Consider the following 14,049-nt stretch of genomic DNA (forward strand, 5'->3'; position numbering starts at 1 on the left):
GGCGCTCACAGGCAAACAGCGGCCAAGTGATCACGCTTCACCGGTCAGGGCGTGCATTCATTCCGGCCGTTGCCGTGCAATGCGCTTTTCGGGCGATTGGCGGGCGAAGCTTGGTTCGCGCATTGAAGAGGGACGGATCGCCGACGGCGGGCGCGTGCCGCCCGAGCGGGATCCGGCTCGGCAAACGGGCGTTTTACGCCCGTCGGTTCGACAGGCGCTCATTGCGCTGGAGATCGGCCGGCGTCGCAACCGACGCCCCCGCTATTCGACATTGTCCGAAACGTCGGTCATCCGGATCATGTGCGGCTTCACGCCTTCGTCGTCCGCTGCCACCTCCTTCGGATGGATCAGCGCCTCGAGCCGCGCCTTCGTCGCGATGAATTCCGGCGTATTGGCCTGCGAATAGTCCCGCGGCCGCGGGACCGGCACCTCGATCAGTTCCTGCACGCCGCCCGGGTTCGCCTTCAGCACGAGAATCCGGTCCGCGAGAAAGATCGCCTCGTCGAGATCGTGCGTGATGAACAGGATCGTCACGTCGATATTGCGCCAGATATCGAGCAGGTGTGTCTGCATCCGCGCACGCGTCTGCGCGTCGAGCGCGCCGAACGGCTCGTCCATCAGCAGGATGCGTGGACGGTTCGCGAGCGCGCGGGCAATCGCCACGCGCTGCTTCATCCCGCCCGACAACTGATGCGGATACACATCGGCGAACCGCGTCAGCCCGACCAGATCGAGCCATTGCAGCGCCTCGCGCTCGGCCTGGCTGCCGCTGCTGCCGTTCATCCGGAGTCCGAACATCACGTTCTTCTTCACGGTGAGCCACGGAAACAGCGTATAGCCCTGGAACACCATCCCGCGATCGGCGCCCGGCCCCTGCACCGGCTTGCCGTCCAGCAGCACCTCGCCGCTCGTCTGCGCGTCGAGGCCGGCCAGGATGCGAATCAGCGTCGACTTGCCGCAGCCGGACGGGCCGATCACGCATACGAACTCGCGCCGGTGCGTGCGGAAACTGATGTCGTCGAGCGCGACGCACTCGCCCTGCGGCGTCGCGAATCGCTTGCCGACATGACGCACGTCGAGTATCACGTCGCGGGCCTTGAGCCGCGCGAAGCGCTCGCGCACCGCGTCGGATTGAATCAGGTAATCGGGAACGGCGTGCGGATTCTGCATGATGCCCTCTACGGAAATCGGTCGATGGATGCGCGTCAACGGGCGTCACGCCTTCAGCGTGCGATCCCACGGAAACAGCTTGCGGCCGAGCAATCCGAGCACGATGTCGGTGCCGAGGCCGATGATCCCGATCATCAGGATCGCCGCGTATACGTTGTCGAAATGCTGGTAGCGCGCCTGCTGGCTGATGTACCAGGTGATGCCCGAGCTCGTGCCGACGAGTTCGGCGACGATCAGGTAGGTCCATGCCCAGCCGAGCAGGATCCGCTGGTCGCGATACAGGTCCGGCAGCACGCCCGGAATCACGACGTGCGTGAGCAGTTGCAGTTTCTTCGTGCCGAGCGTCATCGCGGCCTCGAACAGCCCGTACTCGAGCTTGCGCGTCGTGTTCGCGATGATCAGCACCTGCTGGAACAGCGTGCCGATCACGATGATCGCGACCTTCGGTGCATCGTAGATGCCGAGGATCGCGACCATCAGCGCGCCGAACGCCGGTGCCGGCAGGTAGCGGAAGAACTCGAGGAACGGCTCCTGCAGCCGCGCGAGCGCACTGAAGGTGCCGCAGACGATGCCGAGCGGCACGCCGATCGCCGACGAGATCACGAAGCCCCAGAAGATGATCCGGATGCTGTGCCACAGGCTCTCGTGCAGCCACACGCCGTCGCGCGATGCAGGCGGCGTCGTGAACGCCGTGTAGAACGCGCGCAGCACCTGATGCGGCGCGGGGAGGTACACCGGGTTCGCCCGCACGCCCTCGGGTACGGCCGCGTGCGTCGCGCGCGCATGCGCGAGCTCGTCGTCGAACACGTCGCGGTCGATCTGCATGCCGGTCTGGAAATAGTCGACGCTTCCCGGATTCGTGATGCGCATTTGCGGATGCCAGACGAAGGGCACATAGCTGATCAGGCACCAGACGGCGAACGGCAGCAGGAAGGACGCGAGGCCGAGCGTCCATTTGCCGCGCGCGGTCAGCTCGCGGCGCACGGCGAGCCAGCCGGTCGTGTTGCGGGTCGTTGACATGGGAATCTCCGTATCGTTTCGGGTGCCGGTCACGCGGGTGCCGAAGCAACGCGCGACCGGGCGTTCATTGCAATGCGCCGCTGGCGGCCTGCGCGCGGTAAGCCCGCCAGCCGCCGAAGCGCGTGATGTCCCGCGCATCGTCGAGCGCCGCGCTTTCACACATGAAGCCCTGCACCCGCGAGCCGTCCGCGAGCAAAAGCGTGCCGATGCCGAGCGGTGCCGCGATCCCGGCGACGAAGCTGCCGTATGCGTCGACGGGCATCTCCCATATCTCGACCGCGATCGGCGCGCCGCCGTCCGGCACGCGCACGAGGCCCGGCTTGGCGACGCCGCCGCTGGCCGCCGCGGACAGCGCGTAAAGCCGATAGGCCGCGGCGGTCGTCGTCGCGGCGACGAACCGCGCACCGCGCTGCGTGAGCTGCCCGTTCAACGGCTCGCCACGCAGATGCGCGCCGACGACGGCCACGCGCACGACAGCGTATGATTCGCCGCACGCCGATGCGGCCGGCGCTGGCGTCCCGGCATCGCCAACGCCCGCAGCGCCCGTAGCGTCGGCACCGTCGCCACCGTCGACCCACGCCTGTGCGAGATCGAGCAGCCGTGCATCGTCGTGCGCGCGGCCGACGAACGTGATCCCGAACGGCAGGCCCGCATGCCGCCCGCTTTCGCACCTGCCGGCCGGCACGGCGATCGCCGACAGGTCGAGCAGGTTGACGAAATTCGTGTAGTAGCCGAAGCGCGAGTTGACGCCGATCGGATCGGCTTCGAGCGCGTCGACGGTCGCGGTCGTCGCCGAGGTCGGCATCACGATCGCGTCGAGCCCGCTCCATGCGCGCGCCGCCTCGACGCGCAGCGTCGCGAGCCGGTCGAATGCGACGAACGCGTCGGCGGCGCTGAAGCGCGACGCGCCGCCGACGATTTCCCGAATCACCGGATGCAGCGCATCGGGCTCGCGCGCGGCGAATGCGCCGATCGCGGCGAGCCGCTCGGCGACCCACGGGCCGTCGTACAGCAGCCGCGCGGTGGCCAGGAACGGGCTGAAATCGATCTCGACGACCTGCGCGCCGGTCGCGCGCAGGCGTTCGAGCGCCGCACTCCATGCCGCGCGATACGATTCGTCACCGAAGAATTCGAGCTGATCGGCACGCGGCGCGCCGAAGCGAACCTCCGCGAGCGGTCGCACCCGAGGCGCGCGCAGCGCGCCCGCGCCCGCGGGCGGCTGCCATGCGCGCCCGTACGGATCGCCTTCGGTCACGCCGTGCGCGACATCGAACACCGCCCGCGCATCCGCCGGCGAGTGCGCGAACACCGACACGCAATCGAGCGACCGACAGGCCGGCACGACGCCGAGCGTACTCACGACACCGCGGGTGGGCTTGAGCCCGACGAGGCCGTGGAACGCGGCCGGCACGCGGCCTGAACCGGCCGTGTCGGTGCCGAGCGAGAACGTCGCGACACCGAGTGCGACCGCCACCGCCGACCCGGAACTCGACCCGCCCGACGCATAGCGCGGATCGAGCGCGTTGCGGCACGCGCCGTATGGCGAGCGCTGTCCCGACAGCCCGGTCGCGAACTGGTCGAGATTGGTCTTGCCGACCGGAATCGCACCGGCCGCGATGAGCCGCTCGACCACCGGCGCGCTGCGCGCCGGCGTGTACGCATACGCCGGGCAGGCCGCCGTCGTCGGTATGCCGGCGAGGTCGATGTTGTCCTTGATCGCGAACGGCACGCCGTAAAGCGGCAACGACGCGACGTCACGCCCGGCGAGCGCGTCGGCATACCGTGTCATCTCCGCGCGCGTCAGCGGCCGGATCCACGCATGATGCGGGTCGCCGGCGTCGAAATGCGCGGCGATCGCGCCGACGAGCGCGTGCGGCGTCAGGTCGCCCGCCACATAGCGCGCGCGCAGCGCGGCAATCGAGCGCAGCCCGGGCAGGATGGAACGCTCCGTCGTGCTCATGCGACCTCCTCGGCGGCGCCCGCCTTCATTACCATCAGCCGCTGCCCGGCCACCACCGCCGCGCCCGGCGCGCAATCGATCGTCTCGATCGTGCCGTCTTCCGTTGCCGTCACCGCCACCTCCATCTTCATCGATTCGACGATCGCGACGACCTGCCCTGCGGACACGCGCTCGCCGGCCCGGACCAGCACCTTCCACACGCTGCCCGACACGTCCGCGGCAATCGCCCGCTGCGTGTCGTCGAGCACGCCCGCTGCGCGTGCCGCCTGCGCGTCGCCCGGCTCCGCCTCGCCGACGTATTCCGCGTGCCCGGCCACCCGCCATCGCTCGCGCTCGGCTTCGAACGCGGTTTGCTGCGCGGCCTTGAACGTCGCGATCGAATCCGCCTCGTCGCGCAGAAAGCGGTTGTATGCGCCCAGATCGAACACGGATTCCTCGATCCTCAGCGCCGCACGGCCCGCGACGAAATCCGCGCGCAGCGCGCTCAGCTCCGCCTCGCTGACTTCGTAGAAGCGGATCTCGTCGAAGAAGCGCAGCAGCCACGGCTTGCCGGCCTCGAATTCGCGCGTGGTGCGGTGGCGGTTCCACATCTGCACGGTCCGGCCGACGAACTGGTAGCCGCCGGGCCCTTCCATTCCGTACACGCACAGATATGCGCCGCCGATGCCGACCGCGTTCTCCGGCGTCCAGGTGCGCGCGGGGTTGTACTTCGTAGTCACCAGCCGGTGCCGCGGATCGATCGGCGTCGCGACCGGCGCACCGAGGTAGACGTCGCCGAGTCCCATCACCAGATAGCGCGCGTCGAACACGATGCGCCTGACGTCGTCGATGCTCGACAGGCCGTTGATGCGCCGGATGAACTCGATATTGCTCGGGCACCACGGCGCATCGGGCCGCACCGACTGCATGTAGCGCTCGATCGCGACGCGCGTCGACGGGTCGTCCCACGACAGCGGCAGATGCACGATGCGGTTCGGCACGCGCATGTCGGCCACGTCCGGCAGTTCGCGCTCGGCGGCCTGCAGATGCGCGAGCAGCGTGGCGAGCGACAGCGTCCGCGCGTCGAACTGCACCTGCAGCGAGCGAATTCCCGGCGTCAGGTCGAGCATGCCGGGCAGCCGGTGCGCGTCGAGCCAGCACATCAGCGCGTGCACGCGAAAGCGCAGGTTGAGGTCGAGCACGAGCGGCCCGTATTCGATCAGCACGTTGCGATCGCCCGAGCGCCGGTACACCACGCCGATGCCGCCGCCGGCCGACGGATCGCGATGCAGCACGCAATCGTCCGGCGCGTCCGCGGATGCCGCCGGCGCGATCGCCGGGGCCGCCGGCACGGGCGACACGCGGGCGCGCACGAACCGCACGGTATCGCCGGGGCGCAACTGCCCGAGCTTCCACAACTCGTCGCGCACGACCGTCACCGGGCACACGAAGCCACCGAGGCTTGGACCGTCGGGGCCGAGGATCACCGGCATGTCGCCGGTGAAATCGACCGCACCGATCGCATACGCGTTGTCGTGGATGTTCGACGGATGCAGGCCTGCCTCGCCGCCGTCCACGCGCGCCCATTGCGGCTTCGGGCCGATCAGCCGCACGCCGGTGCGGCTGGAGTTGTAATGGACCGTCCACTGCGTGCCGTAGAGCATCGCGATGTCGTCGGGCGTGAAGAAATCGGGCGCGCCGTGCGGGCCGTCGAGCACGCCGAGCGTCCATGCATGTGTCAGCAGGGGAACGTCGGCTTCGGCCAGCTTCGCGCCCGCGTCGCCGCGCCCCGCGTCCGCGTGCAGATGCAGCACGTCACCCTTGCGCAGCGCGCGCCCCGCGTGGCCGCCGAACTGGCCGAGCGTGAAGGTCGCCTTGCTGCCGAGATAGTCGGGCACCTGCAGCCCGCCCTTCACGGCCAGGCATGCGCGCACGCCCGCGCCCGTCACGCCGCCGAGCTTCAGCACCGCGCCGGGCCGCGCGCGCAGCACCTGCCAGAACGGTGCGGGCTCGCCGTCGAGCGTGGCCGCGAGCGGCGCGCCGCCGAGCACGAACAGCGTCGCCGTGTTGAAGCGCAGCGTCGCGCCGACCATCGTGAATTCCAGCCCCGCCGCGTCGCGCGCGTTGTCGAGCAACGCGTTCGCAAGGTCGAACGCGCGATCGTCCATCGGCCCGGACGGCGGCACGCCGACGCTCCAGTAGCCGACGCGCCCGGGAGCCTGCTGCACGGTGGTCTGCACGCCGCCGTCGAGCACGTCGATCGTATGCGGCGCGAACACGAAGCGCGACAGAAAGGCCGTCGTCTGCGCGCCGCGCGCGAACGTGTCCGAACCAACGACGGCGCGCAGGTAGTCGAGGTTGGTCTCGATCCCGTACAGCTCGGTGCGCGCCAGCGCGGCCCGCAATGCGGCCAGCGCGTCGCGCCGCGTATCGCCGCGCACGATCAGCTTCGCGAGCAGCGGATCGTAATGCGCACTGATCTCGGTGCCCGCCTCGATCCAGCCGTCGACGCGCACGTCGTCCGGAAACGCGACGTGCGTGAGCAGCCCCGCGCTCGGCTGGAACTGCTTGTGCGGATCCTCCGCATAGAGCCGCACCTGGATGCTCGCGCCGCGCGGTGCGACGGCGAGCGTGTCGAGCGGCGGCAAGTCGCCTTCGGCCTGCAGGATCATCCATTCCACGAGATCGACGCCCGTCACCGCTTCGGTCACGCAATGCTCGACCTGCAACCGCGTGTTCACCTCGAGGAAATAGAACTGCCGCGCGTTCGCGTCGAACACGAATTCGACGGTGCCGGCCGACGCATAGTCGACCGCTTGGGCAAGCCGCACCGCGCTCGCATGCAGCGCGTCGCGCTCGGCGTCGGTCAAATCCGGCGCGGGCGTTTCCTCGATCACCTTCTGGTTGCGGCGCTGCACGGAGCAATCGCGTTCGCCGAGCGCGATCGCGCCGCCCCGGCCGTCGCCGAAGATCTGCACTTCGATGTGCCGCGCGTGTTCGACGAACTTCTCCAGATAGACGCCCGCATGCGCGAAGTTCGCGCTGCCGAGCCGCACGACCGATTCGAACGCCGCCTCGAGCTGCGCGGCATCGCGGCATAACGACATGCCGATCCCGCCGCCGCCGGCGGTGCTTTTCAGCATCACGGGATAACCGATTGCGTCGGCTTCGGCGAGTGCGGTCGCCACGTCGTCGAGCAGGCCCGTGCCCGGCAGCAGCGCGACGCCCTGCGCGGCGGCGAGCGCGCGCGCGGTGTGCTTGAGGCCGAACGCACGCATGTGATCGCCGCGCGGCCCGATGAAGCGCAGGCCGGCCGCTTCGCATGCATCGGCGAAACCGGCATGCTCGGACAGGAAGCCGTAGCCGGGATGGACGGCCTGCGCGCCGGTCTCGCGCGCGGCGGCGAGGATCGCCGCGACGTTCAGGTAGCTGTCGGCCGCCGGCGCGGGCCCGACACGCACCGCTTCGTCGGCGAGCGCCACGTGACGCGCATCGCGATCGGCATCCGAATAAATCGCGACCGACGCGATGCCGAGACGCTTGAGCGTGCGGATCACGCGGCACGCGATTTCGCCGCGGTTCGCGACGAGGACCTTGGCGAATCTCATGTTGCCTCCCGCGAATGACGGTGAGCGTGGGCGTGGTTCATTGCGCCTCCCAGATCGTCAGGCGCACGGGCGTCGGGTTGTAGCCGTTGCACGGGTTGTTGAGTTGCGGGCAGTTCGAGATCAGCACGGTGACGTCCATCTCCGCGCGCATCTCGACGTACTTGCCGGGCGCGGAAATGCCGTCCTCGAACGTGAGCCCGCCGAGCGGCGTGACGGGCACGTTCATGAAGAAGTTGACGTTGCCGACGAGGTCGCGCTTGCCGATCCGCGTGCCCGCGCCGCACGCGCAGTGCGCGATCGCATTGAGGAAGCTGTCGCGGCAGTTGTGCATGTAACGCTTGTCGAGCGCATAGCGCACGGTGTTGCTCTCGGCCGCGCACGCGCCACCGAGCGTGTCGTGGCGGCCGCAGGTGTCGGCGACGATCGTCACCATCGGGTTGCCCCGGCTGGACAGCAATACGCTGCCCGCACTCAGGTACAGGTTGCGCTGCGCGCGAATCGTGTCCTGCGCGCTATAGCGCTCCTCGGTGTCGTCGGATCGGTAGAACAACGTGTCGACCGCCTGGTTGCCTTCCAGGTCGAGGATGCGGAGGATCTGTCCGCGTTTCAGGTCGTGCAGCCACGGGTCGCCGGCTTTCAGCGTGGTGTCGTGGATCGCGTCGCGCGGGTCGAGACGGCTTTCGATGATGGGCATGGTCCGGCTCCTTACGCAAACAGGCGATCGGTGTTGGCGAAGCCGCGGAGGTTCTCCGCGCATGCGCAGCGGCACGGGTCGTCCTCGGGCGCGGCGCCGTCCGCCGGATACGCGCGGTACGCGATCAGCTGCACGGGCTTCGGTGCATAGTCCGCACGCGGATCGAGCGGATGCGGCGCGGTCGAGAACGCCGCGAGCGTGTTCATCTCGAAGCGCAGGTCGAGTGCGCTGCCCGCCGGCGAATGGCCGGGGACGAAGTCGAGCGCGCCGTCGTCGCGCGTGTCGAGCCTGCTGAAGAAGTTGACGTTCGCGGCGAGATCGCGTGCCGACAGTCCGTATTTCGCGAGCTCGAGCACGAGGCTGTCGCGGCCGTTGCGGATCATCGCGTTGCGATCGGCCTGGTACGACGTCGTGCCGTACTTGTGCGCGAACAACCGCGCATCGCCGACGCCGCCGAGCGGGTCGTGCCAGCCGAGCGTGTCGGCGGTGATCGACGCGATCACGCGCCCCATGTCCGTGTACAGCGCATGGCCGCGCGTGAGGTGCGCGGTGTGCTGCGCCTTCAGCGTGTCGGCCATGTTGTAGCGTTCGAGCGGGTCTTCCTGGCGATGGAAGACGGCGGACAGGTTCGCGCCGCCCTCGATGTCGACGATGCGCAGCGCGAGGCCGCGGCGCAGGATGCCCGACCAGTGGGTTCCTGCGGGGATCAACGTTTCCCACGCGACGTGTGGCGGTGGAGTCAGGACGGGAACGGCTTGGGGGCTCGGCGACATGGCGGCTCCGTGATCGGTTGGACAAAAGGCGTGAGAGGGCGACCGAACGACATCGCGACCTCCCGGGCTTTTATCCCTCCGTGGAGCCTCACCGCTTCCTCGAATCGAGGCGAAGGCAAGACCGGATTGCTCTCGGACCAGTCATCGCACGGCGCGAACGCCGCACGACCGGAACCCTAGCGATCCTGAAGATGATGCAAATTGCTTCGCACCTCTCGGGCGTCGATAAAGCGAGTTGCGTGCCAGCCCGCGCGCAACGACCGCGCGACGCGCCACGACGGCTCGATGATGCGCGGCATGCGCGACCGGGCGGCGGCCGCTTGCCCTCGCGGCGGGCGCACGACGCACCATGCGCACGCGATCGCGCACCGGCGCAGTGCGCGTCGCGCACACCCGTGCCGCACGTTCGGCAATGGCATGGGCTTTGCTGAACGGATGCACCATCACTCGCTACCGGCTCGTCATGAACAAGCTCGACCTGCTCCGGCGCGCATTGAGCGCGCTGTTCTCCGCCCGCTTCATCGAACTTCAGCGCGCCGTTCGCCGCCGTTGAATCGCGTTGCCGCGTGCCATTGGCACGCTTCTCGCTCGGCATGACGCCGAGAGGTGCGGCGGCGTCGCATCTTAGGGGTGCTAGGGTTCCGGTTCATCGAACGTCTGGTCCGAGAGCAACCCGGCGCGGGTTCGTCCGATCGCGAGACCGGATGCGCGTGCGCTACACGGCGGGACAAAAGCCCGGGAGATTGGCGATGGCAACGGCCGTCGCGCCTCTCCGTGGCCGCTTCTCGTTCCGCATCCGCAGGAACCGGCCACGCGGCCGGACCGCGCACAGGCACGGTCCGAATCGACGATCCCGATCCCGGTCTCCTGGAGAACAACGATGACCCGTCCCGCCCCGGCGCTCCGCCGCCTGCCGTCCCTCCGTTCATTCCGTTCATTCCGTTCCATCCGTCACGCATTGGGCGCGGCCGTCACGGCTGCCGCGCTGCTGGCAGCGCCCGCCGCGCACGCGGCAACGCCGCTGAAAATCGGCTACAGCGACTGGCCGGGCTGGGTCGCGTTCCAGGTCGCGCTCGACAAGGGCTGGTTCAAGGAAGCCGGTGTCGACGTCGACTTCGAATGGTTCGATTATTCGGCGTCGCTCGACGCGTTTTCCGCCGGCAAGCTCGACGCGGTCGCGGCGACCAACGGCGATGCGCTCGTCACCGGCGCGGCCGGCGCGAAGAACGTCATGATCCTGCTGACCGACTATTCGGCGGGCAACGACATGATCGTCGCGAAGCCGCCGCTGCGCACCGTCGAAGGCCTGAAAGGCAAGAAGGTCGGCGTCGAGCTCGGCCTCGTCGACCACCTGCTGCTCGAGACCGCGCTGCAGAAGCACGGGTTGAAGGACGGCGACGTGACGCTCGTGAATGCGAAAACCAACGAACTGCCGCAGGTGCTCGGTTCGTCGGCCGACATCGCCGCCGTGGCCGCATGGCAGCCGAACGCGGGCGAGGCGTTGAAACGCGCACCCGGCGCACGCGCGATTTTCACGTCGGCGGATGCGCCGGGGCTGATCTACGATGCGATCACGGTCGCGCCGGCGAGCCTCGCTGCGCGTCGAGCCGACTGGGCGAAGGTGGTCAAGGTCTGGTATCGCTGCGTCGCGTATATCAACGACCCGAAGACGCAGGCCGATGCGGTGAAGATCATGTCTGCCCGCGTGGGCCTCACGCCCGCGCAATATCTCCCGTTGCTGAAAGGCACTCACCTGCTCGACGCGGCGGCCGCGAAGCAGGCGTTCCGCAAGGGTGACGGACTCGACTCGATCTACGGCTCGACCCGCAACGCGAATGCGTTCAACGTGCGCAACGCCGTGTACAAACAGTCGCAGGACGTCGACGCGTATATCGATCCGCGCTTCAGCGAGCTGCACTGACCAGGAGCCTGGCGGCGCCGTCCCATGATGCCGTTCGACATGTCGTGGCCGACGGCAATGGCAGGACTTCGTGTATCCGGGCGGTGCCGAACGGCAACGGGAATTCCGCCGCTCGGCACCCGGCTCGCGGAAGAGCGCATGTGGCGTTGCATCAAGCCGCCAGCCCCGCCGATGCGACCGACATCAATGCCCGCGCCTCCGGATTGAACCGCGTCATGCAGTTCAGATCGAGCGCGCGAATCTGCTCGGTCATGAAATCGACGAAGATCCGGATGCGCGTCGGCAGGTGTTGCCGGCTCAGATAGCAGATGTAGTGGCCACGGTCGTCCGGCACATGCTTGGCCAGCGCGACGACGAGTTCGTTCGACGCGAGATGGTCGCGGATCTTCGTGTTCCTGATCAAGAACAAGGGAGCGCCGGTCCTCACGCCGGTGAAATAGCAAGGCCGTCGTCGGCGCGCCCGACACCGGGCCGGGCGGCAACGACGACGCCATTCACGTTCTTCGGCAAGACATGGCGCCGCGAGCGCGGCGCCATGATCGAACGATTTTCCTGTTGTGCGATGCGGTCGCGTGGTCAGGCGCGCCGATCCTCTTCCGCACGCGGTGCGTCACCCAGCATCGTGACAAGAGCCAGCGCCGCAATCAGGCCCAGATGCTCGAAGAAGCTGTTGAGCGCCATGAAGTGCGCGGTGCCCGTCTGGTTCCAGAAGTCGTTCGCCACCAGCATCGCGACGAGCGTCAGCATGCCGAGGCTGCCGGCCCCGAGCCACGTGAAGCGGCGAAACACCACGCAGAGCGAGCCGGCGATCTCGACCACCACCGCCAGTGCAGCCCACAGCGCGGCCGGCTGCAGCCCGAAATGCGCCTGCTCGGCCACCGCGTCGTCGAAATGCGTCGCCTTGTTGATGCCGCCGATCAGAAACGCGGAAACGAGTGCAAGTCGCACCAGCGCGCCGACCCTCGGTTGCGCAAGCAGCGCCCGGATCCACCCGGGGCTGTACCGGCCGGTTGTCGTCGACATGTCAGATCGCCCAGCACGAGCAACCGAACGCGCCCCAGAAGCCCTTAGCGTCCGACGTCGGCAACGCGCTGCCCCACGCGCTCGCATGCGCGTGCTGGTGCACGTTGCAGGCGTTCGCGCAGCCGCACATCGCGGCCGCCGCCGCCCGTTGCAGCGGCGCGTCGCTGCGCTGCGTCGCGCCCCAGCCGCCGTAGCCGCCGTACTCGCGCACCGGCGACCAGTCCGGCATCGCCGGCGGAATCGGCGCATCGTGCGACGCAAACGGGCCCGCGCCCCACACGATCTTGCCGCCGACCACCGTCAGCAGCGCGGTCGTGCCCGCGATATCGTCTTCCGCGCATGCGAAGAAGTCGCGATCCGGAACCACCAGGTCGGCGAGCTGCCCGACCGCGATGCGCCCCTTCTTGCCTTCCTCGTTCGAGAACCACGTCACGTACTCCGTCCACATGCGCAGCGCGGTCTCGCGATCGAGCAGGTTGCGCTGCGGGTACATCCGCAGGCCGCCCACCGTCTTGCCCGTCACCAGCCATGCGAGCGACACCCACGGGTTGTACGACGCCACGCGCGTCGCGTCGGTGCCGGCCGACACCTTCAGGCCCTTGGCGAGCATTTTCGCGACCGGCGGCGTGGCTTCGGCCGCCTGTGCGCCGTAGCGCTCGACGAAGTATTCGCCCTGGTACGCCATCCGGTGCTGCACCGCGACACCGCCGCCGAGCGCGGCGATCCGGTCCATCGATTGCTCGGAGATCGTTTCCGCGTGATCGAAGAACCAGTTCAGCCCTTCGAGCGGGATGTCCTCGTTGACCTTCTCGAACACGTCGAGCGCGCGGCTGATCGTTTCGTCGTAGGTCGCGTGCATGCGCCACGGCCAGCGGTTCTGCGCGAGCACGCGCACGACGCCTTCGAGATCATCCTCCATCTGCGCGGGCAAGTCCGGGCGCGCGACGCGGAAGTCCTCGAAATCGGCCGCCGAAAACACCAGCATCTCGCCCGCACCGTTGTTGCGGAAGTAGTCGGTGCCGTCGTGATACTTGACGCTCTGCGTCCAGTTCACGAAGTCTTCCTTCTCGGCGTTCGGCTTCTGCGTGAACAGGTTGTACGCAATCCGGATCGTCATCTCGCCCGCGTCGTGCAGCTTGCGGATCACTTCGTAATCGTCCGGGTAGTTCTGCGAGCCGCCGCCCGCGTCGATCACGCCCGTTACGCCGAGCCGGTTCAGCTCGCGCATGAAGTGGCGCGTCGAGTTGTACTGATACTCGAACGGCAGCTTCGGCCCTTTCGCGAGCGTCGCGTACAGGATCGTCGCGTTCGGGTTCGCGAGCAGCAGGCCGGTCGGGTTGCCGGCCGCATCGCGCAGGATCGTACCGCCGGGCGGCTCGGGCGTGTCCTTCGTATAGCCGACCACGCGCAGCGCGGCCGCGTTCAGCAGCGCGCGATCGTACAGGTGCAGGATGAACACCGGCGTATCGGGCGCGGCTGCGTTGAGCTCGTCGATCGTGGGCAGGCGCTTCTCGACGAACTGATGTTCGGTGAAGCCGCCGACCACGCGCACCCACTGCGGCGCGGGCGTCACGGCAACCTGCCGCTTGAGCATCTCCATCGCGACCGCGAGCGAAGGCACGCCGTCCCAGCGCAGCTCCATGTTGTAGTTCAGGCCGCCACGGATCACGTGGCAGTGGTTGTCGATCAGGCCCGGCAGCACGCCGCGGCCGTCGAGGTCGACCACCTTCGTCGCGCGGCCCGCGAGCGGCATCACGTCCGCGTCGCTGCCGACCGCGACGAAGCGGCCGGCCGCGATGGCCACCGCGGTTGCGACGGGGTTCGAGCGGTCGAGGGTCGTGAATCTTCCGTTATGGAGGATCAGATCCGGTTGGGTCCCGGTTGCGGTCATTGCTTCACCT

General features: G+C 68.5%; 10 protein-coding genes, 2 pseudogenes and 2 riboswitches. Of the genes and pseudogenes, 3 read left to right on the plus strand and 9 right to left on the minus strand.

Annotated features, from left to right (window positions below):
• Nucleotides 1–79: 79 nt before the first annotated feature.
• A pseudogene (locus HW466_RS31895) lies at nucleotides 80–235 on the plus strand (GntR family transcriptional regulator); the annotation flags it as partial.
• A gap of 26 nt (nucleotides 236–261) precedes the next feature.
• Here the strand turns inward: HW466_RS31895 and HW466_RS13160 are convergent.
• The 6 genes from HW466_RS13160 to HW466_RS13185 form a co-directional block, all read right to left on the minus strand.
• Nucleotides 262–1,170, minus strand: a complete 909-nt coding sequence (locus HW466_RS13160; RefSeq protein ID WP_060345933.1) for an ABC transporter ATP-binding protein — start codon at nucleotides 1,168–1,170, stop codon at nucleotides 262–264.
• Between the two features lie 45 nt (nucleotides 1,171–1,215).
• A complete protein-coding gene (locus HW466_RS13165) occupies nucleotides 1,216–2,190 on the minus strand; it encodes an ABC transporter permease (RefSeq protein WP_059449282.1) in 975 nt (324 codons plus the stop codon).
• 64 nt (nucleotides 2,191–2,254) lie between these two features.
• Entirely contained in the window at nucleotides 2,255–4,150 is a 1,896-nt protein-coding gene (gene atzF / locus HW466_RS13170) for an allophanate hydrolase (protein WP_174905574.1), read from the minus strand.
• Nucleotides 4,147–7,737, minus strand: coding sequence for an urea carboxylase (gene uca / locus HW466_RS13175; RefSeq protein WP_174905575.1), 3,591 nt, complete (start codon nucleotides 7,735–7,737; stop codon nucleotides 4,147–4,149). Before uca ends, atzF begins: the two co-directional genes overlap by 4 nt.
• A 37-nt stretch (nucleotides 7,738–7,774) precedes the next feature.
• Entirely contained in the window at nucleotides 7,775–8,431 is a 657-nt protein-coding gene (locus tag HW466_RS13180; RefSeq protein ID WP_151006507.1) for an urea amidolyase associated protein UAAP2, read from the minus strand.
• A gap of 11 nt (nucleotides 8,432–8,442) precedes the next feature.
• Nucleotides 8,443–9,204 carry an urea amidolyase associated protein UAAP1 gene (locus HW466_RS13185; protein WP_151006508.1) on the minus strand — a complete coding sequence of 254 codons (762 nt, stop codon included), beginning with the start codon at nucleotides 9,202–9,204 and terminating at the stop codon, nucleotides 8,443–8,445.
• A gap of 57 nt (nucleotides 9,205–9,261) precedes the next feature.
• A riboswitch (guanidine-I (ykkC/yxkD leader) is annotated at nucleotides 9,262–9,395 on the minus strand.
• 158 nt (nucleotides 9,396–9,553) lie between these two features.
• On the opposite strand from HW466_RS13185, the gene HW466_RS13190 reads away from it, so the two are divergent.
• Both HW466_RS13190 and HW466_RS13195 read left to right on the plus strand, forming a co-directional pair.
• Nucleotides 9,554–9,757 carry a hypothetical protein gene (locus HW466_RS13190; protein WP_059449287.1) on the plus strand — a complete coding sequence of 68 codons (204 nt, stop codon included), beginning with the start codon at nucleotides 9,554–9,556 and terminating at the stop codon, nucleotides 9,755–9,757.
• Nucleotides 9,758–9,826: 69 nt separating this feature from the next.
• A riboswitch (guanidine-I (ykkC/yxkD leader) is annotated at nucleotides 9,827–9,948 on the plus strand.
• A 136-nt stretch (nucleotides 9,949–10,084) separates the two neighbouring features.
• On the plus strand, nucleotides 10,085–11,125 hold the full coding sequence (locus HW466_RS13195) for an ABC transporter substrate-binding protein (protein ID WP_060345938.1): 1,041 nt from the start codon (nucleotides 10,085–10,087) through the stop codon (nucleotides 11,123–11,125).
• 151 nt (nucleotides 11,126–11,276) lie between these two features.
• Here HW466_RS13195 and HW466_RS13200 read toward each other — a convergent pair.
• The 3 genes and pseudogenes from HW466_RS13200 to HW466_RS13210 all read right to left on the minus strand — a co-directional run.
• Nucleotides 11,277–11,513: pseudogene (locus HW466_RS13200) on the minus strand (LysR family transcriptional regulator); the annotation flags it as partial.
• A gap of 188 nt (nucleotides 11,514–11,701) precedes the next feature.
• Complete coding sequence (locus HW466_RS13205; RefSeq protein ID WP_151006684.1) at nucleotides 11,702–12,148, minus strand: DoxX family protein; 447 nt, start codon at nucleotides 12,146–12,148, stop codon at nucleotides 11,702–11,704.
• A gap of 1 nt (nucleotide 12,149) precedes the next feature.
• On the minus strand, nucleotides 12,150–14,039 hold the full coding sequence (locus HW466_RS13210) for an amidohydrolase (RefSeq protein WP_174905576.1): 1,890 nt from the start codon (nucleotides 14,037–14,039) through the stop codon (nucleotides 12,150–12,152).
• Between the last annotated feature and the right edge of the window lie 10 nt (nucleotides 14,040–14,049).

The organism is Burkholderia territorii (genome assembly GCF_902833055.1).
Lineage (GTDB): Bacteria > Pseudomonadota > Gammaproteobacteria > Burkholderiales > Burkholderiaceae > Burkholderia > Burkholderia territorii.

Excerpts from the sequence above, each read along its gene's own strand:
- HW466_RS13165 (WP_059449282.1), bottom strand. The coding sequence starts at position 2,190 with ATGTCAACGACCCGCAACACGACCGGCTGGCTCGCCGTGCGCCGCGAG.
- HW466_RS13205 (WP_151006684.1), bottom strand. The coding sequence starts at position 12,148 with ATGTCGACGACAACCGGCCGGTACAGCCCCGGGTGGATCCGGGCGCTG.
- uca (WP_174905575.1), bottom strand. The coding sequence starts at position 7,737 with ATGAGATTCGCCAAGGTCCTCGTCGCGAACCGCGGCGAAATCGCGTGC.
- HW466_RS13195 (WP_060345938.1), top strand. The coding sequence starts at position 10,085 with ATGACCCGTCCCGCCCCGGCGCTCCGCCGCCTGCCGTCCCTCCGTTCA.
- HW466_RS13160 (WP_060345933.1), bottom strand. The coding sequence starts at position 1,170 with ATGCAGAATCCGCACGCCGTTCCCGATTACCTGATTCAATCCGACGCG.
- HW466_RS13210 (WP_174905576.1), bottom strand. The coding sequence starts at position 14,039 with ATGACCGCAACCGGGACCCAACCGGATCTGATCCTCCATAACGGAAGA.
- atzF (WP_174905574.1), bottom strand. The coding sequence starts at position 4,150 with ATGAGCACGACGGAGCGTTCCATCCTGCCCGGGCTGCGCTCGATTGCC.
- HW466_RS13190 (WP_059449287.1), top strand. The coding sequence starts at position 9,554 with ATGCGCACGCGATCGCGCACCGGCGCAGTGCGCGTCGCGCACACCCGT.
- HW466_RS13185 (WP_151006508.1), bottom strand. The coding sequence starts at position 9,204 with ATGTCGCCGAGCCCCCAAGCCGTTCCCGTCCTGACTCCACCGCCACAC.
- HW466_RS13180 (WP_151006507.1), bottom strand. The coding sequence starts at position 8,431 with ATGCCCATCATCGAAAGCCGTCTCGACCCGCGCGACGCGATCCACGAC.